This is a genomic window from Hallella absiana, from assembly GCF_025457485.1.
GTDB classification, from domain to species: Bacteria; Bacteroidota; Bacteroidia; order Bacteroidales; family Bacteroidaceae; genus Prevotella; species Prevotella absiana.
In genome coordinates, this window is sequence record NZ_JAMXSP010000002.1 from 144,370 (window position 1) to 164,975 (window position 20,606).

Here is a 20,606-nt window from a genome sequence, read left to right on the forward strand (position 1 = left end):
TTTAGCCGTGGCAATCAATAAAGCTCAACTTTGCACATTCACAAGACTAACTATATATGACAGACATGGACAACAAACGCTATGGACATTTCGACGACGCGCATCGCGAATATGTCATCACTGATCCGCAGACACCGTGGCCGTGGATCAACTATCTGGGCAACGAGGACTTCTTCTCGCTCATCTCCAACACTGCCGGAGGCTACTCGTTCTACAAGGACGCGAAGTTCCGCCGCATCACACGCTACCGCTACAACGACGTGCCGATGGACAACAACGGCCGCTATTTCTATATCAAGGACGGTGACACAGTGTGGAACCCGGGATGGAAACCTTGCCGCACGCCTCTCGACAGCTATGAATGCCGCCACGGCATGAACTACACACGCATCACGGGCAGCAAGCTCGGTGTCGTGGCCAGCGTGCTTTTCTTTGTGCCGCTTCACACTGCCGCAGAAGTGCAAATGCTCTCGCTGGAGAACAACAGCAACGAGGTGAAGCATCTCAAGATCTTCTCTTTTGAGGAATGGTGCCTGTGGAATGCTGCCACTGACATGGAGAACTTCCAGCGTAACTTCTCTACCGGCGAGGTAGAGATAGAGCAGCAGACTTCGACCATCTACCATAAGACGGAATACCGCGAGCGCCGCAACCACTATGCATTCTACCATGTCAACACGCCCATCCAAGGCTTTGACACCGACCGCGAGAGCTTCGTGGGACTATACAACGAATACTCGGCACCGCAGGTGGTCGTTGAGGGAAAGCCGCGCAACAGCGTCGCACACGGATGGAGTCCCGTCGCCAGCCATTATATCGAGGTAGAGTTGAAGCCGGGCGAGAAGCGTGACCTCATCTTCCTGCTGGGTTATGTCGAGAACGAGCAGGACAAGAAATGGGAAAGCAAAAAGGTCATCAACAAGGAGAAAGCCCATGCGCTCATGAACCGTTTCGCCACACGCAGGCAGGTCGACAAGGCGTTTGCTGAGCTGAAAGCCTATTGGGATCAGTTGCTCGACATCTTTGTGGTCGACAGCGGCAACGACAAGCTCGACCGGATGGTCAACATCTGGAACCAGTATCAGTGCATGGTCACGTTCTGTATGAGTCGTTCTGCATCATTCTTCGAGAGTGGTATCGGCCGTGGCATGGGCTTCCGAGACTCCAACCAGGACCTCGTGGGCTTCGTACATCAGATTCCAGAGCGTGCCCGTCAACGCATTATCGACATTGCCTCAACGCAGTTCCCCGACGGCGGATGCTATCACCAATACCAGCCGCTCACCAAGCGCGGCAACAACGACATCGGCGGGGGATTCAATGATGACCCTTGCTGGCTCATCTTCGGTACTGTGGCTTACATCAAAGAAACGGGAGACTTCTCGATTCTCGACGAGCCTGTGCCCTTCGACAACGTGCCGGGATCTGAGGTCTCGCTCTTGGAGCATCTTAAGGTTTCGTTCAATCATGTCATCAATAACCTCGGTCCTCACCGTCTGCCACTCATCGGACGCGCCGACTGGAACGACTGTCTCAACCTCAACTGCTTCTCATGGAACCCCGACGAGAGCTTCCAAACGACGGAGAACAAGAGCGAAGGCTCTAAGGCTGAGAGCTTGATGATCGCCGGACTCTTCGTTGTCACGGGTCGAGATTACGTCTCTCTCTGCCGTCATCTCGGTCACAACAACGAAGCCGACCGCGCACAGAAGGCTGTAGACGACATGGTAGAGGCTGTGGAGAAACATGGATGGGACGGAAAATGGTACTTGCGCGCCTACGACTACTTCGGTCATAAGATTGGCTCCGACGAGAACGAAGAGGGTAAGATCTTTATTGAGAGCCAGGGATGGTGCACCATGGCTGCTATCGGCAAGGAGAAAGGCTATCCCGAGATGGCACTTGACTCAGTGAAGGAACGCATGGAGTGTGAGCATGGCATCGTGCTCAACAACCCTGCCTTCACCACCTATCACGTGGAGATGGGCGAGATCTCGTCCTATCCCGAAGGCTATAAGGAAAACGCCGGCATCTTCTGTCACAACAACCCGTGGGTGATCATCGGCGAAACGGTAGCCGGACGCGGCGATGATGCATGGCGCCACTATACCAAGATCCTTCCTTCCTATGTGGAGGAGAAATACCAGACGCTGCACAAGGTGGAGCCGTATGTCAACTGTCAGATGGTGGCCGGTAAGGATGCTGCACGCCCCGGTGAGGGTAAAAACAGTTGGCTTACGGGCACGGCGGCCTGGATGTGGTACACCGTGAGTGAGTTCATTCTCGGTATCCAACCCGATTATGAGGGCCTCCGCATCGATCCCTGCTTGCCTTCGACGGCAAAGGAATACACGGTGAAACGCCGTTTCCGTGGTGCTCTCTACCATATTCATGTGGTCAATCCCGACGGACATCAGAAGGGCGTGAAGCATATTTCGCTCGACGGAAAGGCTGTCACCGGCAACCTCGTCCCATGGTCTGAGGGTGAGCACCAGGTGGAAGTGATAATGTAAAATCAATAAGCAATAACAATCTTCTAAAGAATCCGTGCATACTTTTAATCGGTATGTACGGATTCTTTTTCTTATATCAACACTACTGACTGTATATAAAACATTGTTAAAAACGACAATCTCTCTGTTGAAAATAGAGGGATAGAAGCGTTATAGAAGTGTAAAGCAACAAAGAGATGGACAGTCAAGCATACATATCCCAAGCCACTACACTACGACAAAAAGCCGTAGAGAGTAGCCGCCGCTATGGGGCCCCAGCGGAGGAGGCTGAGGATATCGCGCAAGAGACGATGATCCGACTTTGGCAAGTCTGCCCCAAGATCGACACAAGACAAAAAGCTGAAGCCTTGGCGGTCTGCATCGCCCACAACTTAACCATCGACTGGCTACGACGCGAAAAGCGACGAGCTCCCCAAGATGAGATTCCGACAGAGTCATCAGACAGCCACTGTCAAGCCGACACACATTTAGAAGAGCAAGAGACAGACGAATGGTTGCGGAAGCAGCTGGCAGATTTGCCAAGTACAGAGTACACGGTACTGCACTTACGGCAGGTGGAGGGACTCGACAACCAAGCCATCGCCCAACGTCTGGGTATAGAAGAGCGGTCAGTGGCCACACTACTTTCCAGAGCGCGCCGACGCTTGTTGGAGGAGATAAGAAAAAGGAGGAAACAATCATGAAGGCATATACAAAAGCATACATACAGTCGTTGCTCGACAAATATCTCGACGGGCTTACATCGCTGGAAGAGGAACGTCTGCTCGGCGAATATTTCCGCACACAATCCGTTCCACCGGAGTGGGAGGACTACCGCGAGATGTTTGCTTGGTTTGACAATGGCATGAAGGGGGAGTACCTGCAAGACGACAATGGTATCAACAATGCAGAAACAGCTTCTACCTCAATACCACCCAAGCGTTCCAAAATGATACGTCTGACCCTACCTTGGCTCGCTGCCGCCTGTTTGGCAGGAGGACTGATATGGGGAATATGGCCGAAGCAACACAGTAGTCAAAGCCTCACGATTACGACAGACAATGCCAGCGGGCACCTAATACGTTCTTCTCTGAAGGAACATGCTGCCCTAAGGACTGAATCTAAGGAAAATGAGCGACCTGCCGTCACACCGGTTACTTCTGATCAGAAGTCTACCCCCCATGTGCTTGCAGCTACACATAGCTCGACAAAGATGACAACCATTCCCGAAGAAGCAACATCGATTGATCATCAAGATAGCCTTCTACTCGCTCAAGCACAACACGACATCGACCAGTGGCAAATAATAAATGACAGCGCCAAAGCTGATCATTCGCTGCTGATGGCCAATTTGCTCGAGACTAAGGCGATGATCGCACAGGCTCACGAGGAAGTTGCACAAGCCAAACGACTGATCGACAGTGAAGATAAACAGCAACATTATTCACCCTATAACATCATTGAACTATGAGAACAATTCATTGTATCGCAGCCTGTCTGTTAGCTATGACACCTCTCTTTGGGCAGGCTCAGGAAAGAATAGAAAAGATGAAGGATGTCATTATGCGCCAAGACGGAGTAGCGACAACCAATGAGACCGAGAAAGATCCTAAGACTCTGGATCTGCGATCGTCGCGGGAGACCTATGGGTTTACTGTGAAAAGAAACTCTCTCATCGTGCAGAATGCCATCAAAGCCTTCGACCAAGATGCTGCCAAAGCCTACAGCGTGTTCAAAGGCGATGGAGAATCATTGGCCACTACATACAATGTGGGCGGCATAAACATAGGGAAAGGCTATGACCACTTTGTGCTGGAATGCTTTGCCGATAAGAACAATTCCAACCGACGCTATGCCTATGCATTGGAATGGAACGAGGCTAAGAGAGGCAAGATAACCGGAAAGCTGACAAAGGTGTACGGACAAAGACCCGGCAGCGTGACTGTAACCAACGTCACTACTTCCTTGCCATCAATGTCAGATTATCAGTCTGTCGGTAAGGCGGTAAAGAAACACATAGTGACAGACGGCACGCTCTCCAATGAGCAAATCGACTCTATCATCAACTCGGTGATACGACGACTCAATAAAAAAGGCTACAAAGATATCGCATCCATGCTTCAACAGGAGTGGCAGACTGCTGAACAATCCGAAAAGAACGATGCAAGAGCCGTTCAGACGATTGTCTATGACAAAGAGAAAAACTTCATGAAAAGATATCGCAACGGTCAAGTACTCATCATTGACGGAGCGGGAAACATCGTCTTCACTGGTCTGAAAGGCAAACTCGTCATGGACGCTGCGGGAAACATCGTCGCGACAAACTATTCAGGAAAGACCGTCGTCATAAGCAACGACTGATCCTCGTCTCATGAGTTATCCTCACAACGGATTAATATCTCTCTTTAATTAAGAATACGATAATGTTATGTAAAAGGGGCGGCTCCGTGATGGAGCCGCCCCTTTATGGTTTTACTATGGATAATCATCTTATTGCATGACGCCTATCCAGCGCAGGATGTCGTTGAGATTGGCCACCACCATGAGGATAACCAGAATGGTGATGCCGGTGTACTCGGCATAGATCATGAACTTATCCGAAGGCTTGCGACGTGCAATGATCTCGTAGAGCAGGAAGAGCACGTGGCCACCGTCGAGGGCAGGGATAGGCAGAATGTTCATGAAAGCAAGGATGATGCTCAGGAAAGCGGTCATCTTCCAGAACATAAACCAATCCCACTGACTGGGGAAGAGGCTGCCGATGGAGCCAAAACCGCCCAAGCTCTTCGCGCCGTCAGCCGTGAAGACATACTGCATGTCGCTGACATAACCGGCCAACACATCCCAGCCATACTTGCATCCGGCGGGGAAGCTCTCCAGAAAGCTGTAGCTCTTATGCGTCATCTCCTTTTCGTAGAGCTGATAAATGCTTGCCACGGCAAAGCCAACCTTCAAGTCTGTAGTGAGTGTCGTGGCGAGCGTGTCCTGCTTACCATTTGCGGCGCGGCTCACCACAAGCGTCACCTTGCGAAGACGCAGGCTGTCAGCAGCACTCTTTGCTGCCGTGAGTTGATCGTTGATACGGCTGATCTCATCGGTAAACTCATTGTAGGAGTCAACAGCCTTACCATTCAACGCCAATATCTTGTCGCCCTTCTTCAGACCAATCTTCCAAGCCGGTGTCTCTATAGAGTCTTTGCTGCCCTCCGCCACAGGCAGGCGTTGCAGCACAGTATCAACAACAGCTGGAGTGAACGGAGTCACGAAACGAGGCGTGGACTTCAGCATGCCCAACAGATTGATATGGCCTGGCAGAGCGATACGCATCTTCTTGCCGTCACGGATGATGTCGGCATAGTGAGCTTCGGAAAGGTCGCGATAGACATCAACATTGAAGTCTTTGAACGGACGCTTGTCGGTACCCACCAGGATGTCGTGGTCGCGGAAGCCCAGCTGTTTGGCCTCTGTGTTGAATTTCATGCCCTGACTCATGTCTGCCACACGCACGTAGCTTTCGCCCCAGTGGAACATGATCATGGAGTAGATAAAAAGTGCCAGCACAAAGTTCACCGTCACGCCAGCCACCATGATGATGAGCCGTTGCCACGCCGGTTTGGTGCGGAACTCCCACGGCTGCGGGTCACGCTTCATCTGTTCGGTGTCCATGCTCTCGTCGATCATGCCTGCGATCTTGCAATAGCCGCCGAGCGGCAGCCAGCCCATGCCGTACTCCGTCTCGCTGTTCTTGGGTTTGAAACTAAAGAGTTTGCCGCTCCACTTGCCAATGGAGACGTCGAAGAAAATAAAGAACTTCTCCACTCTGACTCCAAAGAGCTTAGATGCCAGTGCATGTCCGCCCTCGTGAAGCAATACCAACAACGAGATGGACAGAATAAACTGGAGAAGCTTAATCAGAAAGATTTCCATTTATATCTAATAAATTACTAATTGCGAATTACTTGCCGCGGCTTTGCGCCCGCAAATAGCCTGCCGCGTCTCGGTCTGTTTCCATGCTTGCCTCTGCTTGTCAGCACCGAGTTATCCGTTCGGTTTGCCGCCCTTGTGCAGCGGTCCATTCTATTCTACAGAGCGCCCTCCAAAAAATGTCTTGCAATCTCCCTTGCCTCCTTATCTGTTTGCAGGTAAGTGTCGAGATCAGGGTTTTTGTCAAACGTTGTCTGCTCCATGGTCTTGCGGATGACGTCGGCCATACCGAGGAACGAGCAGCGACCTTGTCGGAACGCAGCGTTGGCCACCTCGTTGGCAGCATTGAGGATGCACGGCATGTTGCCGCCCTGGCGGATTGCCTCATACGCAAGTGCCAGACACTCAAACTTCTTTGTATCGGGCTCAAAGAACTCCAGCTTCTGTGCCTTGAACAGATCGAGACGATCACCATTGAGAGGCAGACGCTCGGGGAAGGAGAATGCATACTGGATGGGCAGCCTCATGTCAGGAACACCCAACTGAGCTTTCACGGCGCCGTCCATGAACTGCACACCGCTGTGCACGATGCTCTGCGGATGGATCAGCACTTGTATCTTGTCGGCAGGAACGCCGAAGAGCCACTTTGCCTCCATCACCTCAAAGCCCTTGTTCATCAGTGATGCCGAGTCAATGGTGATCTTTGCGCCCATGTCCCACGTGGGATGCTTGAGGGCGTCGGCAGCGGTGACATGCTCCAACTGCTCATGCGTGTAGAGACGGAAGGGGCCACCGCTGCAAGTGAGCAAGATCTTGTCCACCTCGTTTCTGTCCTCTCCTACCAGGCACTGGAAGATGGCACTATGCTCAGAGTCGACCGGCAAGAGGCTGACATGGTATTTTGCCACTAAGCTAAGGATAAGCTCACCGGCGACGACAAGCGTCTCTTTGTTGGCCAGGCAAATCTTTTTGCCGGCCTTGATGGCGTTGATCGTGGGTACCAGTCCCGCAAAGCCCACCATAGAAGCCAACACAGTATCGATCGGTCCGGCTGTAACGATTTCTTCCAAAGCTTTCTTCCCCGCATAGACTTTGATGTCGGGACGGTCAGAAAGAGCGGCTTGCAAATCCTCGTAGTGATGCTCATTGGCGATGACCACAGCGGCAGGATTAAACTGCCGGGCTTGTGCGGCCAGCTTCTCCACACTGTTGTTCGCCGTGAGGCAATAGACCTCATAGCGGTCGGGGTGCTGGGCGATGACGTCAAGAGCCTGTGTGCCGATGCTGCCCGTAGAACCGAGTATGCAAATCGACTGCTTGCGCGGCTGCTGATCATCGTGAAGAGTTACGTATTTTGTCATTTCTATCTTTAAGTGCTATATATATAATAAGGTGTAGCCATTGCAGCCTTAGCGACAACAACTACAAATCGAGCAGTCCGTCGGGAATGTCCAAGACGATCTGACGGCCTGCAATATCTACGTCGACGACCAGTTCTTCCGAAGCAGGAATGAGCACCTCGCTGCCGTCTTCCCGTTCTACTTCCAACAACGTGTTGACCGTAGAGACATCGACGCCTGCCACGCGGCCTACTACACGGTCGTCGTGTTGGTGGTCAAGAACCGCAAATCCCTGTAGCTGCTGCCACGACACTTCTGTCGACTCGCCATTGTCGGCAAGACTATGAGGGAAGTACACGTCGCAGCCCGTCAGTTCACGTGCCTGCTGCTCGCTGTCGATATCTTCCAGTTTCATCAGTACCACGTCGTCAGACCGGAAGCGATATTCCTCTATAAAGAACGGCACAAGGATGCCGTCGACGTCGAGCACAAGATAATCAGCGTCGACACGGTCAAAGACATCGTCGTCGCACTGCATGCTCACCTCGCCTTTCACGCCATGGGGTTTGCCCATGCGTCCGATCTTGAAAACATCCTCGCGTCGTATCATGGTCTTGCTGTCATTGTGTTAATCGTCCACTCGCTCGATATGCGCACCCAACTCATTGAGTCGTATGTCGATATTCTCATAACCGCGGTCGATCTGCTGAATGTTATCGATGCGGCTGGTGCCATTAGCACTCATGGCCGCGATCAGCAGAGCAATACCAGCCCGGATGTCGGGACTCGTCATACGGCCGGCACGCAAACGGATGCGATGGTCCTGTCCGATGACCACGGCACGGTGCGGATCACAGAGAATGATCTGTGCGCCCATGTCGATGAGCTTATCCACAAAGAACAGACGGCTCTCGAACATCTTCTGATGGATGAGCACAGAGCCGCGCGCCTGTGTAGCAACAACGAGAAGCACAGACAGCAAGTCTGGAGTGAGTCCCGGCCATGGAGCGTCTGCCAAGGTCATGATCGTACCGTCGATAAACGACTGCACCTCGTAGTGGCTATGGTGTGGAATGACGAGATCATCGCCTTCTTCTTTCACCTTCACGCCCAGCCGACGGAAGGCATCGGGGATGATGCCGAGGTTGCGCAACGACACATCCTTGATGCGGATGCCATTGCCAACCATTGCTGCCATGCCGATAAACGAGCCTACCTCGATCATATCGGGCAACACACGATGCTCAGCGCCATGCAGTTGGGATACTCCGACAATAGTGATCAGATTGCTGCCGATGCCACTGATGTTTGCGCCCATGGCGTTGAGCAGATGACAGAGTTGCTGGATATAAGGCTCACAGGCAGCGTTGTAGATCGTCGTCGTGCCTTTGGCCAGCACGGCAGCCATGATGATGTTGGCCGTACCGGTCACGCTGGCCTCGTCGAGAAGCATGTAGGTGCCCTTGAGATGCTGGGCACGTATCTGAAAGACGCTGCAATCCTCACTGTGCTCAAGCTTGGCGCCGAGCTTCTTGAAGCCAAGGAAGTGAGTGTCAAGACGGCGCCGGCCGATCTTGTCTCCACCGGGCTTGGCCACAGTAGCCTTACCAAAGCGACCGAGCAAAGGACCGAACATCAGCACAGAGCCGCGCAGAGCCGAGCACTTCTTCACAAACTCCAGGCTGTCGAGATAGTCGAGATTGAGATCATCGGCCTGAAACGTATAGTCGCCCGATGCATTGGCTGTCACCTTCACCCCGATGTCCTTGAGCAGTCTGATGAGATTGTTGACATCGAGAATATTGGGCACATTACTGATCCTCACCGCGTCGCTTGTGAGCAACGTGGCGCAGATCACCTCCAAAGCCTCGTTCTTGGCACCCTGCGGTGTGATGGTTCCACTCAGGGCATGGCCGCCTTCGATAATGAATGATGCCATAAGCTGTCGTTATTACTTTCTTTTGCGTTTTTTGGAAGAAGCGGGCTGCTGGCGCTCGCGCGTACTGATCTTCTCAAACTTAAACGTATCCAAGTCGAGCTGAATCTTTCCGTCGGTATAGCGCGCCAGGTCGTCGGCGACTTTCTCATTGTCGCTGTAGCCGTGGCTCCACTGCACGAGGTCGCGCTTCATCTGGTTGGCTGTCAGTGCCACGAGATGGTCGCGTTCGGGTCCGGGCTCCATCGTCTTCAGCTGATCAAAGAGTTCGAAGACCATCGAGCCATAGTGACGCACGGGAATACGCGACATCGGATAAGGTACCGGCTTGGGCTTGTCAAGGATCACGTTGGCCTCACTGACATCGTATGGCCAGTCGATATCCAGCTTGAAATCGGTCATCAGTGCCAGATGGTCCCACAGTTTCTGCTTATAGTCAGCGCTCTCGCGCACCTGCGGGAACATCCGCTCCATCGTTGCGACGATTGTATATGCACAGCGCAACCGCTCGGCCTTGCTCTTCAGTCCTACGGCGTAGTCTGCCATATTCTGCACTTCACGGCCATATTCCGGCAGGACGAGTTTCTCGCGCTGAGTGTTATAATCTAATCCTTTAATATTCATGTGTGGTAACGTGTGGCTTTCGCCATTTATTTGTGTGGAGTAGTAAGAGATCTGCTTACAGGAGTTTACGTGGCAACTTAGCCACAAAGTTCTTGAGATAGAACGGCACGAAATAGGCAACATCCTCAAACTGCTCCTGAGCCATGCGCTTTTCTGCCAGTGGCAGCATGTTCTTGGCGATCGGCTCAATGCCTTCGATGAAGTGTGCGTTGGGATGATTGATGGCATCCTTGCATTTCAGCGCACCGTTGCCGAAGAAGTAGACGGGATGCTCATCGAGATACTCTTTGTAGGTCTCGCCGTCCACCACATCGGCATGGATCGGCCGTACCTCATGAAGCGCGCGGTCGAAGAGCTGGGCATAGACTTCCATGCGACGGGCATCGAGCATCGGGCACAGCAGTGCGTCCTCTTCCTCTACCATCTCATGGAGCAATACCGGCACGCAGAGCAACTCCAATGTGGGCACGCCGATGAGCTTCAGCCCACGTCCATAGCAGATACCCTTAGCCATCGAAACGCCAATGCGCAAACCCGTGTATGAGCCGGGACCGCAACTCACGGCAACGGCATCCAAGGGGATGGCATGATTATCGGTGAAAGAAAGAGCCTCGTCGACAAACGATCCTAAGCGCTCAGCGTGATTGGGACCGCTATGGTCTTCTTTCTCAAAAAAACAGCTTCCGTCTTGCGTGACGGCTACGGAGCACACATTCGTGCTCGTTTCTATATTCAATATGCAAGACATAATCTAAAACTCTTAGTATATTCTCACTTGCTTATTATCAAGTATGTCTATTCTGTGCAAAGATAGCTAATTTGTAGCACTTAGCGAGTATTCATCCTGCTTTTTTAAGAAAATAAAGGAAATAGTCGGTTTGCAAGCACTTATATCCCCGATTTTTTGTATATTTGCACGAACTAAATTATTTCAAGTCGTTATGATACAGTCAATGACAGGCTATGGCCGCGCTACAGTGACCTTTCAAGCCAAGAAGATACACATTGAGGTGAAGTCGCTCAACAGCAAGGCCCTCGACCTTTCCACACGCATTGCTCCCGTCTACCGCGAAAAGGAGATGGAGATCAGACAGATGATCGCCAAGGCACTCGTCCGTGGCAAGGTAGACTTCTCTGTTTGGATTGAGAAAGACGACACACAGGCCTGTATGCCCATCAATGCCGCGATCGTGGAGTCGTATTATAAGCAGATCAAAGCAGTCTCAGCCAAGACCGGCATTCCGGAGCCGCAAAACTGGTACGACGTGTTGCTGCGCCTGCCCGACACGCTCGGCAAACCGGAAGAAGAGGAACTCAGCGAAGAGGAGTGGACTGCCGTGCGCACTGGCATTGAGGCTGCGCTTGCTGACCTGCAGGCTTTCCGCCGTCAGGAAGGTGCCGCGCTGGAGAAGAAGTTCCACGAGAAGGTCGACAACATCGAGGCACTGCTGAAGTCTATCGAGCCTTACGAAAAGAGCCGTGTGCCAAAGATCAAAGAGGCAATCGTCAAAGGGCTGGAACAGATCCCTGAGGTCGACTACGACAAGAACCGGTTGGAGCAGGAGCTCATCTACTATATCGAGAAGCTGGACATCAGTGAAGAGAAGCAGCGACTGACCAATCACCTGAAATACTTCCGCGAGACGCTCGCCGAGGACACTCCCAACGGCAAGAAGCTCGGCTTCATCGCCCAAGAGATGGGACGCGAAATCAACACTACGGGCTCCAAGAGCAACCAGGCTGAGATGCAGAACATCGTCGTGAAGATGAAAGACGAGCTCGAGCAGATCAAGGAACAAGTGCTCAACGCACTGTAGAAAACGGCCTCACCCCCGGCTCCCTCAAGCCTCACCCCCAGCCCATCAAGCCTCCCCCAGCCCCCTCCCCAAGAGGGAGGGGAGTGATATGCTCCAAGAGTCGTAGTGAAGCAAGGCTACTGGTTCGCAAAACAGCTGGCTCCCGCCCGGTTCTGCCGGTTTCCGCTTGGTTCTGCTGCTTATCGTTTGGTTCTGCCGGTTTCCGGTTGGTTCTGCTGTTTATCGTTTGGTTCTGTATGACGCTGCTCAGCAGCGTCCTCCTGGCTTGTCCTCCATTCATCATTGCATCAACTCATCTTTCATCCTTCAACATTCATCATTGTACAATGGGTAAACTCATCATATTCTCCGCACCATCAGGCAGTGGCAAAAGCACCATCGTGAGCTGGCTGATGAAAGAACATCCCGAACTGAAGCTGGCTTTCTCCATCAGTTGCACGAGCCGTGCGCCGCGTGGCACCGAGCGCAACGGTGTGGAATATTTCTTCCTTACCGCCGACGAATTCAAGCAGAAGATACAGGCCGGCGAGTTTCTGGAGTACGAAGAGGTCTACAAGGACCGTTTCTATGGCACGCTGAAATCGCAGGTAGAAACGCAGACGGCAAGAGGTGAAAACGTCGTCTTTGACGTCGACGTGAAAGGCGGCTGCAACATCAAACGACAGTACGGCGACCGCGCACTGAGCCTGTTCGTCCAGCCGCCATCGATCGACGAGCTGCGCAACCGGCTCGTACACCGTGCCACCGACGCGCCGGAAGTCATCGAGCAGCGACTGGCCAAAGCCTCCTACGAGCTGACCTTTGCTCCTCAGTTCGACCATGTGGTTGTCAACGACGACCTGAAGAAGGCCGAAGAGGAAACCTATCGTCTCGTCAAGGAATTCCTTGAGAAATAAGCTCACTACGCTATGGCTCGTATCGGCATCTTCGGCGGCAGCTTCAATCCTATCCACGTGGGACACATCGCCCTGGCGCGTCAGCTTCTCCGCTTGGCACGTCTTGACGAGATCCTCTTTGTTGTCTCTCCACTAAATCCCTTCAAGAAGCAGGCCACCGATCTCATGGCTGACGACTATCGTCTGGCCCTCGTGGAAATGGCATTGCAGGAAGAGCCGAAGATGAGAGCCTGCGACGTGGAGTTCCATCTGCCCAAGCCCTCTTATATGTGGCGGACGCTTGAGCATCTGAGTCTGTCGCGCCCCGCCGACGAACTTGTGCTGATCATCGGTGCCGACAACTGGCTGGCCTTTAACCGATGGGCGCACCACGAGGAGATTCTCAGCCACTACGAACTCGCTGTCTATCCGCGTCCCGGCTATCCCATCGACACCACTTCCCTACCAACCAACGTACATGTCTACTCAACCGTGCTCTTTCCGGAAAACAGCACGGAGATCCGGCGCCGTCTCGCTGCCGGCGAGTCGATCTACGGATTGGTTCCGCTAAAGATTGAAGCGGAACTGACAAAACATAAACAAATATTTCGCTCTTGATTTTCCTTGCTTAAGGAAAGTCATTTGCTGCGTAGCCTAAGATCATTTGCTACGCAGTGAACAATCTTTTTCTATAGGATTACAACATTGAAAACGCCATGATGGCCTCATCTGTCCGCCGTATTCTCCCCAAGAACGTCGCTTTCCGACCCCATGAGACGGCAACGTTTTCTTCCTTTCATCCGCATAGTTTGTTGATAAAACTGCTTGTCCTTATTCCTCGTCGAAGTCTATTTTCCACTCAAAGGTAACGTTTTTGCCACTACGGGGATGGCGGAAGGTGAGCTGCTCGGCGTGCAGACACAACCGGCGACCACGCTGACCATAGAGCTCATCGCCCAATATTGGATTGTTCAAACCATCGGGATGCGCACAGTGTACCCGCAACTGATGGGTACGACCCGTCTGAGGATAGAGTGCCACATGCCGGTCGTCAATCTTCTGAAAATAGGTTGTCGCAGCCTTGCCATGGAGCTTATCAACTATTTGTCGCGGACGATCGTCAAGGTCCGGACGGAGTGGCAGCGACAAAACGCCGTCTTCTGTCTCCATCTCATGGCTCAGCCGAGCCACATAGCGCTTCTTCACCTCGTGACGCAAAAACTGGTCTTGCAGGTTGTGATAAGCCGCCCATGTCTTTGCGATCACCATCAGTCCACTCGTCGCCATGTCGAGCCGGTGGACGATCAGCGGCCCCTCGGCTTCCGGGCAGTGGGCCTTCATCAGACTATAAACACTCTCCCGCGCGCTCTTCCCCGGCACGGAGAGCATACCCGCGGGCTTACACACCACACAGATATCGGCATCCTCATAGATGACGGGCAACTCTTGGTGACGCTCATCGTCAAGAGGATTCGGTGCCACATCCATACCCTTCAACATCCACCACAGCAGTGGTTTGCACTTGCCGTTGCAAGCCGGATAGCACTGAAGATGGTGCCTTACCTCTTCCTTCGGACTTTCGCCCCACCAAAACATCGCCATGCTCAGCGGCTGCATCCCCTGTTCAAAGGCATATTGCAGCAACTTCGGTTCGCAGCATTCGCCGCTGCCTGCCGGAGCCACCATCTTTCGCCCTTGTTGCTCGCCATAGTCACGAAAGATTGTCTCGATGTCTTTCACCTCTCCGCATGCGTTGCGCAGGCGGAACTGACGGAAGAGCCACGACTGCAAGTTGTCGCTCTTTTGTCGACGTTGCTGACGAAGACGACGGAGCGTATCTTCCAACTCGTCGACCGTGCTCAATGCCTGCTCCACCTGAGTGCGGTAATCTTTCCGCAAGCGGTGGAGCTCAGCGTTCTCGAATTGCCGCCGCCGGATATATGCTTCCTGGCTCTCCCCTACCCTCGCCCCGCTGGGATGATTGGCCTTAAAGTCTTGGACGGCCTGCTCCTGCCGGGCCTTCACGGCTTCCAACTGCCGATGGGCATCACGCAGATCCTGCCCCTGCTCCATGTCGCGGATGCGGTTGTTGATGTTCGTGATCTCAGCCTCATGCGTCTTGAAATAGCCGTTGGGCTGGAGATAGTCATAGACTGCCGGCACGAAGTCGGGCCAGTCGCTGCGTCCGACAATCTGTCCGCTGTAACCGGCTATGTAGCCCAGCTTGCCATCTTTCCGCACGATCACCACACCAAACATCTTGCCCTGGGCTATCTCGGCCTGAAAGTTAGCGTCCACCGCGTCCTTTGCAAAGGTCTGCTCTTTGTCGCCACGCAGATATGCCGCCAGTTGCGCAATCGCCAAACGGCAAAGCGCATCCGGCTCGTAATAGAACGGATTGTTCAACCTGACCGGCGGCTGCATAGTTGTATCGAGCGGATGGAATATCATAGTTTCGGAAATGTAATGTCGAAAACGGGAGAAACGAATGAGAAAAAACTGAGCCGACCCATAAGGCCGGCTTGTCGGTTAAGCGAGTAAGATGTCAAGCGAAAAGACGCTGCAGGAAGCAAATCAGAGCGAAAAACGTTTCTTCATCTCTTCGTAAAGCGGCAGGGCCACTGCCTTGGCATCGGGATGAGGAGCACCCGTAGTGCCTAAGGCACGCAAATCGAAGAAATGTTTCCAGTCGGAGAGGAAAGCTGTATGAATCAGCTCCGTGTTGGTATCCAGCGGCAACACCACGCGAGCTTCCTGAGGCTTACGCCCCAAAGCGGTCAGATTGAGGTAAGCACGCTCGGCAGCTAAGTTGGCGAAGAGCCAGTTGTCGGCAGCGTCGGCCTCACCCGCAACAACTTTCTTGGTCAAAGCCAGGAAAGCGTCATCGTCGAGACTTACCATGCCCTGCTTGACCGTCGACGACCACGCACCGTCGGGCAGTTCTTTCACCCATTGCGGCAGGTTGATGGTGATCTCAGCACCAAATTTCTCCTTAGAATAATTGCAGTAGCGTGTACTCTGCTCTGCCATGGAGTTGACGCGATGACGATTGAACTCGCGTGTGATCGCTACCTGAGTGGTGAAATGCACCGTGACGCGGCGTTCATGATGAGCCGTTGGCTCACAGAGTTCGTTGAGGTCGTCCATACGTCCGTTCTCCACCAGTACGCGCAGGTTGGTGGAGACGTAAGCCTTTCCGTCCACCATGTTGACATGTGTAAACCGATTATGGCAATAGAAGTCTGTACGGTCGTCGTGCTCGTCGAGCGTCAGATAGATAGTGGCATGCTCCAGCATTGCCGTATGCTTGCTGGCGATCATGCGCTCCACAAACGGGCGCGCCGAGTCGGCAGTCTGGTGATTCTCACTCTTGTAGCACACTCTGCCGCAGCGCTCCACCTGACGGTAGACACCGTCTACTCCGGGCTGCTGCTCCCATATCTCGAAAGAAGGTTGATTGATCTTCATGTTTTTGTCGTTTTGCTTTTGGCTGCAAAGATAAGAAATAATATCGAAACGCACCGGCATATTCCGTCTGAAAGTGAAAGTTTTCAGCCGTTGTCTGTCTCTCGCTTGATGTTTCTGGGATGATGCAAAAGGATTTCCTGCCGCAGCGACTCGTCGTCCATGTGGGTATAGATCTCCGTTGTGCCGAGGTCAGCATGTCCGAGCAGTTCCTGAATGATGCGCAGATCAGCCCCACCCTTGAGCAGTGCCGTTGCGAAGGAGTGGCGGAGCGTGTGTGGCGAGATCGTCTTTTTGATACCCGCAGCCTCAGCCTGTCGTTTCACCATAATCAGAATCATCGTACGCGTGAGGTGGTGTCCGCGTCGGTTGAGAAAGACGTAGTCCTCCTCACCGGGTTTGATTTTCATCTGTCGCCGGTCGTCAAACCACAACTCCAACTCATGGATAGCGCGTTCCGAAATAGGCACCAGCCGTTGCTTTCCGCCTTTTCCGTTGACACGGATGAAGCCTTGTGTCAGGAAGAGGTCGCTGAGCTTGAGGTTGGTGAGCTCCGAGACACGCAGGCCACAGGAGAAGAACACCTCGATAATGGCGCGGTTGCGGTGCCCTTCATTGCTGGTCAGGTCGATACTGTTCTCCAAAGCATCCACTTCCTCGGTGGACAGATACTCCGGCAAATGCTGTGGCAGATGGGGAGACTCCAACAGTTCGGTCGGGTCAACGTCGAGATATCCGTCCAAGACAAGGTAACGATAGAACGAGCGCACACCGCTGAGGATGCGCGCCTGCGACTTTGCGCTGATGCCATGATCGGAAAGCATCGCCGCGAAGTGCTCCAGATCTTCGAGCTTGACGCTTAGCGGGTCAACTCCTTCTTGCTCTAAGTAGCCCAGCAACCAGTCAAGGTCATGCTTATAGGCCTCGACGGTATTGGGCGAATAGCCCCGCTCCAGCTTCAGATAACGTAGATAATGCTTTGTTAATTCCACATTCGTTTCTCCCTAACCTTTCATCACTCAACATTGACCAAGTCATCATTCAACACTCTGATAATGGTCAGTCCATCACGTACGGGCACGATGACCTTTTCCACCCTTTTGTCGTCGCGCACGTGGTCGTTGAATGCCCGTATGCCGAGCGTCTGATGATCGTGGTCATAGGCCGGATCGATGACATGTCCGTCCCACAGCGTGTTGTCGGCGAGGATGATACCACCGGGATTCATCAGTGGCAGGATCGCCTCATAGGTTTCTACATAGCGTCGCTTGTCGCCGTCGACAAATGCCATGTCAAAGGTAACTCCTAATCGAGATGCCTCCACGCAGGCGTCGCCAATGCGGAAGTCTATCCACGGCGACACTGCGCTGCCCTCAATCCACGGGCGGGTGAAGTCCTCCATCTCGTCGTTGATCTCAAAGGTGAAGAGCTTACTGCCGTCCACGCCCGCCTCGCGCAGTCCCTCAGCCATACAGATAGCAGAGTAGCCCGAGAACGTGCCGATCTCAAGCACATACTTTGGGCGCTGCATCAGCACGAGCATCTTCAGCAGTCGCCCTTGCAGATGTCCGCTTTGCATACGCCCGTGGATGGTATGGATGTTCGTGGCACGATAGAGCCGATAGAGGTATTCGTCTTCCGGATCGCTGTGGTTGACGATATAGTCGTCGAGCTGTTGCGTGTCGGTCATGCCTTGTCGCTTTGGTGTGCGAGGATGCCACGGATCGCCAGCTCATAGCTTTGCAGGCCAAAACCACAGATGACACCAAGACAGCCTGCCGAGATCATCGAGTGATGGCGGTACTCTTCACGCTGGTGCACGTTGGAGATATGCACCTCCACCGTGGGACAGCGCAGCGAACGGATGCAGTCGAGCAGTGCGATACTCGTGTGGGTATAAGCACCGGCGTTGAGTACGATGCCGTCGTAGTCGAAGCCTACCTGTTGCATCTTGTCGATGAGCTCCCCTTCTATGTTGCTTTGGAAATAGTCGATCTGCACGTCGGGAAACAGCGCTTTCAGTGTGGGCAGATAGCTCTCAAACGAGTTCTTGCCGTAGATGCCCGGCTCGCGCACACCGAGCAGGTTGAGGTTGGGTCCGTTGATAATCTGTATCTTTCTCATAGTTTTCACTTTCAGTACTGCAAAGATACGAATAATTCTGCTGCTATACAAAACCTCCGCGCCACAAATGCAGCGCGGAGGGTTTGTTGTTTATCAGTCAGATACTATTGAACTACATTCCGAGTTTATAGGCCTTGAGATTCATGACTTTGGCGGTACCGCCTTTGCTATAGAGTTTGATGTTGTTGTAAGGTTGCGTGGGGAAGACGAGATTGGTCATGGCGATGCGACCGCCGTCAACAAAGATCTCGACGCTGCACTTGTCGACAAAGATGTCGAGATGATAGGTCTTACCGTTGCACAGACTCAACGGCGCCCACGTGCCGAGGGCGAAGTCGTTTTGGTAGTTGACGCTGTTGGCGGCGCGTGCCGGAATCTTCATCTCGCGGTGCTCATGGACGTCGGCCTCCTTCTCGATCTCGTGGATGCTCGACTTGCTGCCAAACGAAGTCAGTCCGCTGCGTGTGCGGTCCATGACGAGACGCATCTTGCTCATGTCGAGATAGATCTGCGAGAGCTCGCCCTTGTCGTTGTAGATGTCGATGCCGAGCGCGTTGTCGCTGCCGGGCGTGAAGTCTCCATCTATTTCAAAGGCTCCATCGTTGCCCTTGAAGAGTCCCTCCACCTTTTTCTCCATACCGTCTTTCAACTGCACGTTGGGGATGACGCGGGTCTGCTTGCGCAACTTTCTAACCTCGGGCACGACGTTGGCAGACATATACGTCTGTCCGTCTTTCTCGAAGAGCTTCAGTTCGCGCGGCAGGCCGTTGGCACCACGATACTGCTTGATGGGCGTAACGTTGGCATACTGCCAGTTGCTCATCCACGGCAGTGCGACCACACGTCCGGGCGTGCCATAGAAGGTGACGGTGGCATAGTGGTCCTTGCCATAGTCGAGCCACTTGACAAACGAGGGCGGGGTGTCGCACGTGAAGTGCGTACCGTCGAAGTCACCGACGAAGTACTCTGTGGCACTGCCGCCGAAGAGACAGCCGGGATTGATGTTGACGATCATCACGTATTTCGTCTTGCCGTTGAGTGTCAGCGGGAAGAAGTCGGGACACTCAAACTGGTTGGGCTGTGCGCCATAGCCACGACCAAAAGCCGAGACATAGGTCCAGTCTTTGAGGTTTTGTGACTTGTAGAAGCGCATCTCCTTGTCGGCCGAGACAATCATATACCAGCTCTTGCCCGGTGCATACCAAAACACCTTCGGGTCGCGGAAGTCCTTCAGCCCGTCGAACGGCCGCAGCACGGGGTTGTGATTATACTTAGTAAATGTAGTACCATTGTCGAGACTGTAGGCCATGCATTGTATCTGCCCGTTTTTGTCGCTGGCGGAAGTATAGAAGGCGATGATCGCATTCTTGCCATATCCGGCCGAGTTGTTGACATCAATGACCGACGAGCCGGAGAAGATATGGCCGAGCGTGTCGCGCGCAATAGCCGGCGGCAGCTCACGCCAGTGCATGAGGTCGCGGCTGACAGCATGTCCCCAGTGCATATTGCCCCACTTACTGCCATAGGGATTGTACTGGAAATAGAGGTGATAGACACCGTCTTTGTAGACCATGCCATTGGCATCGTTCATCCAGCCATAGGAGGGAGTGTGGTGGTAGATGGGCCGGTAATAGTCGGTATTGGCTACGCTCCAACGGTCAGCAAGGCGCATGGAGGTGAGCGCAAGGTCGCCCTTCTTCAGTCCGACAATCTTCACCACGGCGCGAGATCCCTTGCCCAGGGCGAAGGGCACGTCGTAGTCGGTCTTGCTCTCGGCGAGGCGAATGTCCATCCAAGTGTCGGCAGCGTTGCCCGTGTCGAGCAGCACCTTTTTCTCGCCAGTGTTTTCTTCAACTGGAAGAATCAGATATTTGGTCGGTTGGTCAACGGTCACCACAGCAGTGTCGCCACTCCAGCCAATACTCATCTTCTGAGCCGAGGCAGTAGAGACCGTCAAGGCCATAGCTGCCAACAATAACAATTTATGCTTCTTCATATCGGTATAGTTT

19 protein-coding genes are annotated in these 20,606 nt (G+C 53.2%); 7 read left to right on the forward strand and 12 right to left on the reverse strand.

Features of this window, described 5'->3' with window-relative positions:
• Nucleotides 1-65: 65 nt before the first annotated feature.
• The 4 genes from NG346_RS01625 (at nt 66) to NG346_RS01640 (ending at nt 4,853) form a co-directional block, all read left to right on the forward strand.
• Nucleotides 66-2,513, forward strand: coding sequence for a GH36-type glycosyl hydrolase domain-containing protein (locus NG346_RS01625; RefSeq protein WP_262288208.1), 2,448 nt, complete (start codon nt 66-68; stop codon nt 2,511-2,513).
• A 176-nt stretch (nt 2,514-2,689) separates the two neighbouring features.
• Nucleotides 2,690-3,196 carry an RNA polymerase sigma factor gene (locus NG346_RS01630; protein WP_262288193.1) on the forward strand — a complete coding sequence of 169 codons (507 nt, stop codon included), beginning with the start codon at nt 2,690-2,692 and terminating at the stop codon, nt 3,194-3,196.
• Complete coding sequence (locus NG346_RS01635) at nt 3,193-3,963, forward strand: hypothetical protein (RefSeq protein ID WP_262288194.1); 771 nt, start codon at nt 3,193-3,195, stop codon at nt 3,961-3,963. The genes NG346_RS01630 and NG346_RS01635 overlap by 4 nt, the downstream gene beginning before the upstream one ends.
• Nucleotides 3,960-4,853 carry a DUF5024 domain-containing protein gene (locus NG346_RS01640; RefSeq protein WP_262288195.1) on the forward strand — a complete coding sequence of 298 codons (894 nt, stop codon included), beginning with the start codon at nt 3,960-3,962 and terminating at the stop codon, nt 4,851-4,853. The genes NG346_RS01635 and NG346_RS01640 overlap by 4 nt, the downstream gene beginning before the upstream one ends.
• 129 nt (nt 4,854-4,982) lie before the next feature.
• On the opposite strand, the gene rseP is transcribed toward NG346_RS01640, so the two are convergent.
• From rseP to tsaB, 6 genes are all read right to left on the reverse strand, one after another.
• Nucleotides 4,983-6,419 (reverse strand): RIP metalloprotease RseP, encoded by a 1,437-nt coding sequence (rseP, locus tag NG346_RS01645; protein WP_262279051.1) that lies wholly within the window; start codon nt 6,417-6,419, stop codon nt 4,983-4,985.
• A gap of 155 nt (nt 6,420-6,574) precedes the next feature.
• Nucleotides 6,575-7,777, reverse strand: a complete 1,203-nt coding sequence (locus tag NG346_RS01650; RefSeq protein WP_262279052.1) for a 1-deoxy-D-xylulose-5-phosphate reductoisomerase — start codon at nt 7,775-7,777, stop codon at nt 6,575-6,577.
• A 61-nt stretch (nt 7,778-7,838) separates the two neighbouring features.
• A complete protein-coding gene (gene rimM, locus NG346_RS01655) occupies nt 7,839-8,366 on the reverse strand; it encodes a ribosome maturation factor RimM (RefSeq protein WP_262279053.1) in 528 nt (175 codons plus the stop codon).
• Between the two features lie 18 nt (nt 8,367-8,384).
• Nucleotides 8,385-9,695 carry a UDP-N-acetylglucosamine 1-carboxyvinyltransferase gene (gene murA, locus NG346_RS01660; RefSeq protein ID WP_262279054.1) on the reverse strand — a complete coding sequence of 437 codons (1,311 nt, stop codon included), beginning with the start codon at nt 9,693-9,695 and terminating at the stop codon, nt 8,385-8,387.
• A gap of 12 nt (nt 9,696-9,707) precedes the next feature.
• A complete protein-coding gene (locus NG346_RS01665) occupies nt 9,708-10,316 on the reverse strand; it encodes a DUF4290 domain-containing protein (RefSeq protein WP_262279055.1) in 609 nt (202 codons plus the stop codon).
• Nucleotides 10,317-10,371: 55 nt separating this feature from the next.
• Entirely contained in the window at nt 10,372-11,064 is a 693-nt protein-coding gene (gene tsaB, locus NG346_RS01670) for a tRNA (adenosine(37)-N6)-threonylcarbamoyltransferase complex dimerization subunit type 1 TsaB (RefSeq protein ID WP_262279056.1), read from the reverse strand.
• Between the two features lie 193 nt (nt 11,065-11,257).
• Between tsaB and NG346_RS01675 the strand changes: the two genes are divergently transcribed.
• The 3 genes from NG346_RS01675 (at nt 11,258) to nadD (ending at nt 13,626) form a co-directional block, all read left to right on the forward strand.
• Complete coding sequence (locus tag NG346_RS01675; protein WP_262279057.1) at nt 11,258-12,133, forward strand: YicC/YloC family endoribonuclease; 876 nt, start codon at nt 11,258-11,260, stop codon at nt 12,131-12,133.
• Between the two features lie 326 nt (nt 12,134-12,459).
• Complete coding sequence (gene gmk / locus NG346_RS01680; RefSeq protein WP_262279058.1) at nt 12,460-13,029, forward strand: guanylate kinase; 570 nt, start codon at nt 12,460-12,462, stop codon at nt 13,027-13,029.
• A 12-nt stretch (nt 13,030-13,041) separates the two neighbouring features.
• Nucleotides 13,042-13,626: a nicotinate (nicotinamide) nucleotide adenylyltransferase gene (gene nadD / locus NG346_RS01685; protein ID WP_262279059.1), complete on the forward strand. Its 585-nt coding sequence runs from the start codon at nt 13,042-13,044 to the stop codon at nt 13,624-13,626.
• Between the two features lie 213 nt (nt 13,627-13,839).
• On the opposite strand, the gene NG346_RS01690 is transcribed toward nadD, so the two are convergent.
• The 6 genes from NG346_RS01690 to NG346_RS01715 all read right to left on the reverse strand — a co-directional run bounded on the left by NG346_RS01690 (nt 13,840) and on the right by NG346_RS01715 (nt 20,593).
• The gene (locus NG346_RS01690; RefSeq protein ID WP_262279060.1) at nt 13,840-15,459 is read right to left on the reverse strand and encodes an RluA family pseudouridine synthase; all 1,620 of its coding nucleotides are present in this window, start codon (nt 15,457-15,459) and stop codon (nt 13,840-13,842) included.
• A 123-nt stretch (nt 15,460-15,582) separates the two neighbouring features.
• On the reverse strand, nt 15,583-16,476 hold the full coding sequence (locus NG346_RS01695) for an FAD-dependent thymidylate synthase (RefSeq protein ID WP_262279061.1): 894 nt from the start codon (nt 16,474-16,476) through the stop codon (nt 15,583-15,585).
• Nucleotides 16,477-16,559: 83 nt separating this feature from the next.
• Nucleotides 16,560-17,465, reverse strand: a complete 906-nt coding sequence (gene xerA / locus NG346_RS01700; RefSeq protein WP_262279062.1) for a site-specific tyrosine recombinase/integron integrase — start codon at nt 17,463-17,465, stop codon at nt 16,560-16,562.
• A 23-nt stretch (nt 17,466-17,488) separates the two neighbouring features.
• The gene (locus NG346_RS01705) at nt 17,489-18,163 is read right to left on the reverse strand and encodes an O-methyltransferase (protein ID WP_262279063.1); all 675 of its coding nucleotides are present in this window, start codon (nt 18,161-18,163) and stop codon (nt 17,489-17,491) included.
• A complete protein-coding gene (gene aroQ / locus NG346_RS01710) occupies nt 18,160-18,597 on the reverse strand; it encodes a type II 3-dehydroquinate dehydratase (protein ID WP_262279064.1) in 438 nt (145 codons plus the stop codon). Before aroQ ends, NG346_RS01705 begins: the two co-directional genes overlap by 4 nt.
• Nucleotides 18,598-18,709: 112 nt before the next feature.
• Nucleotides 18,710-20,593 (reverse strand): GH32 C-terminal domain-containing protein, encoded by a 1,884-nt coding sequence (locus NG346_RS01715; protein WP_262279065.1) that lies wholly within the window; start codon nt 20,591-20,593, stop codon nt 18,710-18,712.
• Nucleotides 20,594-20,606: the final 13 nt, after the last annotated feature.

Excerpts from the sequence above, each read along its gene's own strand:
- NG346_RS01625 (WP_262288208.1), top strand. The coding sequence starts at position 66 with ATGGACAACAAACGCTATGGACATTTCGACGACGCGCATCGCGAATAT.
- NG346_RS01630 (WP_262288193.1), top strand. The coding sequence starts at position 2,690 with ATGGACAGTCAAGCATACATATCCCAAGCCACTACACTACGACAAAAA.
- NG346_RS01635 (WP_262288194.1), top strand. The coding sequence starts at position 3,193 with ATGAAGGCATATACAAAAGCATACATACAGTCGTTGCTCGACAAATAT.
- NG346_RS01640 (WP_262288195.1), top strand. The coding sequence starts at position 3,960 with ATGAGAACAATTCATTGTATCGCAGCCTGTCTGTTAGCTATGACACCT.
- rseP (WP_262279051.1), bottom strand. The coding sequence starts at position 6,419 with ATGGAAATCTTTCTGATTAAGCTTCTCCAGTTTATTCTGTCCATCTCG.
- NG346_RS01650 (WP_262279052.1), bottom strand. The coding sequence starts at position 7,777 with ATGACAAAATACGTAACTCTTCACGATGATCAGCAGCCGCGCAAGCAG.
- rimM (WP_262279053.1), bottom strand. The coding sequence starts at position 8,366 with ATGATACGACGCGAGGATGTTTTCAAGATCGGACGCATGGGCAAACCC.
- murA (WP_262279054.1), bottom strand. The coding sequence starts at position 9,695 with ATGGCATCATTCATTATCGAAGGCGGCCATGCCCTGAGTGGAACCATC.
- NG346_RS01665 (WP_262279055.1), bottom strand. The coding sequence starts at position 10,316 with ATGAATATTAAAGGATTAGATTATAACACTCAGCGCGAGAAACTCGTC.
- tsaB (WP_262279056.1), bottom strand. The coding sequence starts at position 11,064 with ATGTCTTGCATATTGAATATAGAAACGAGCACGAATGTGTGCTCCGTA.
- NG346_RS01675 (WP_262279057.1), top strand. The coding sequence starts at position 11,258 with ATGATACAGTCAATGACAGGCTATGGCCGCGCTACAGTGACCTTTCAA.
- gmk (WP_262279058.1), top strand. The coding sequence starts at position 12,460 with ATGGGTAAACTCATCATATTCTCCGCACCATCAGGCAGTGGCAAAAGC.
- nadD (WP_262279059.1), top strand. The coding sequence starts at position 13,042 with ATGGCTCGTATCGGCATCTTCGGCGGCAGCTTCAATCCTATCCACGTG.
- NG346_RS01690 (WP_262279060.1), bottom strand. The coding sequence starts at position 15,459 with ATGATATTCCATCCGCTCGATACAACTATGCAGCCGCCGGTCAGGTTG.
- NG346_RS01695 (WP_262279061.1), bottom strand. The coding sequence starts at position 16,476 with ATGAAGATCAATCAACCTTCTTTCGAGATATGGGAGCAGCAGCCCGGA.
- NG346_RS01705 (WP_262279063.1), bottom strand. The coding sequence starts at position 18,163 with ATGACCGACACGCAACAGCTCGACGACTATATCGTCAACCACAGCGAT.
- aroQ (WP_262279064.1), bottom strand. The coding sequence starts at position 18,597 with ATGAGAAAGATACAGATTATCAACGGACCCAACCTCAACCTGCTCGGT.
- NG346_RS01715 (WP_262279065.1), bottom strand. The coding sequence starts at position 20,593 with ATGAAGAAGCATAAATTGTTATTGTTGGCAGCTATGGCCTTGACGGTC.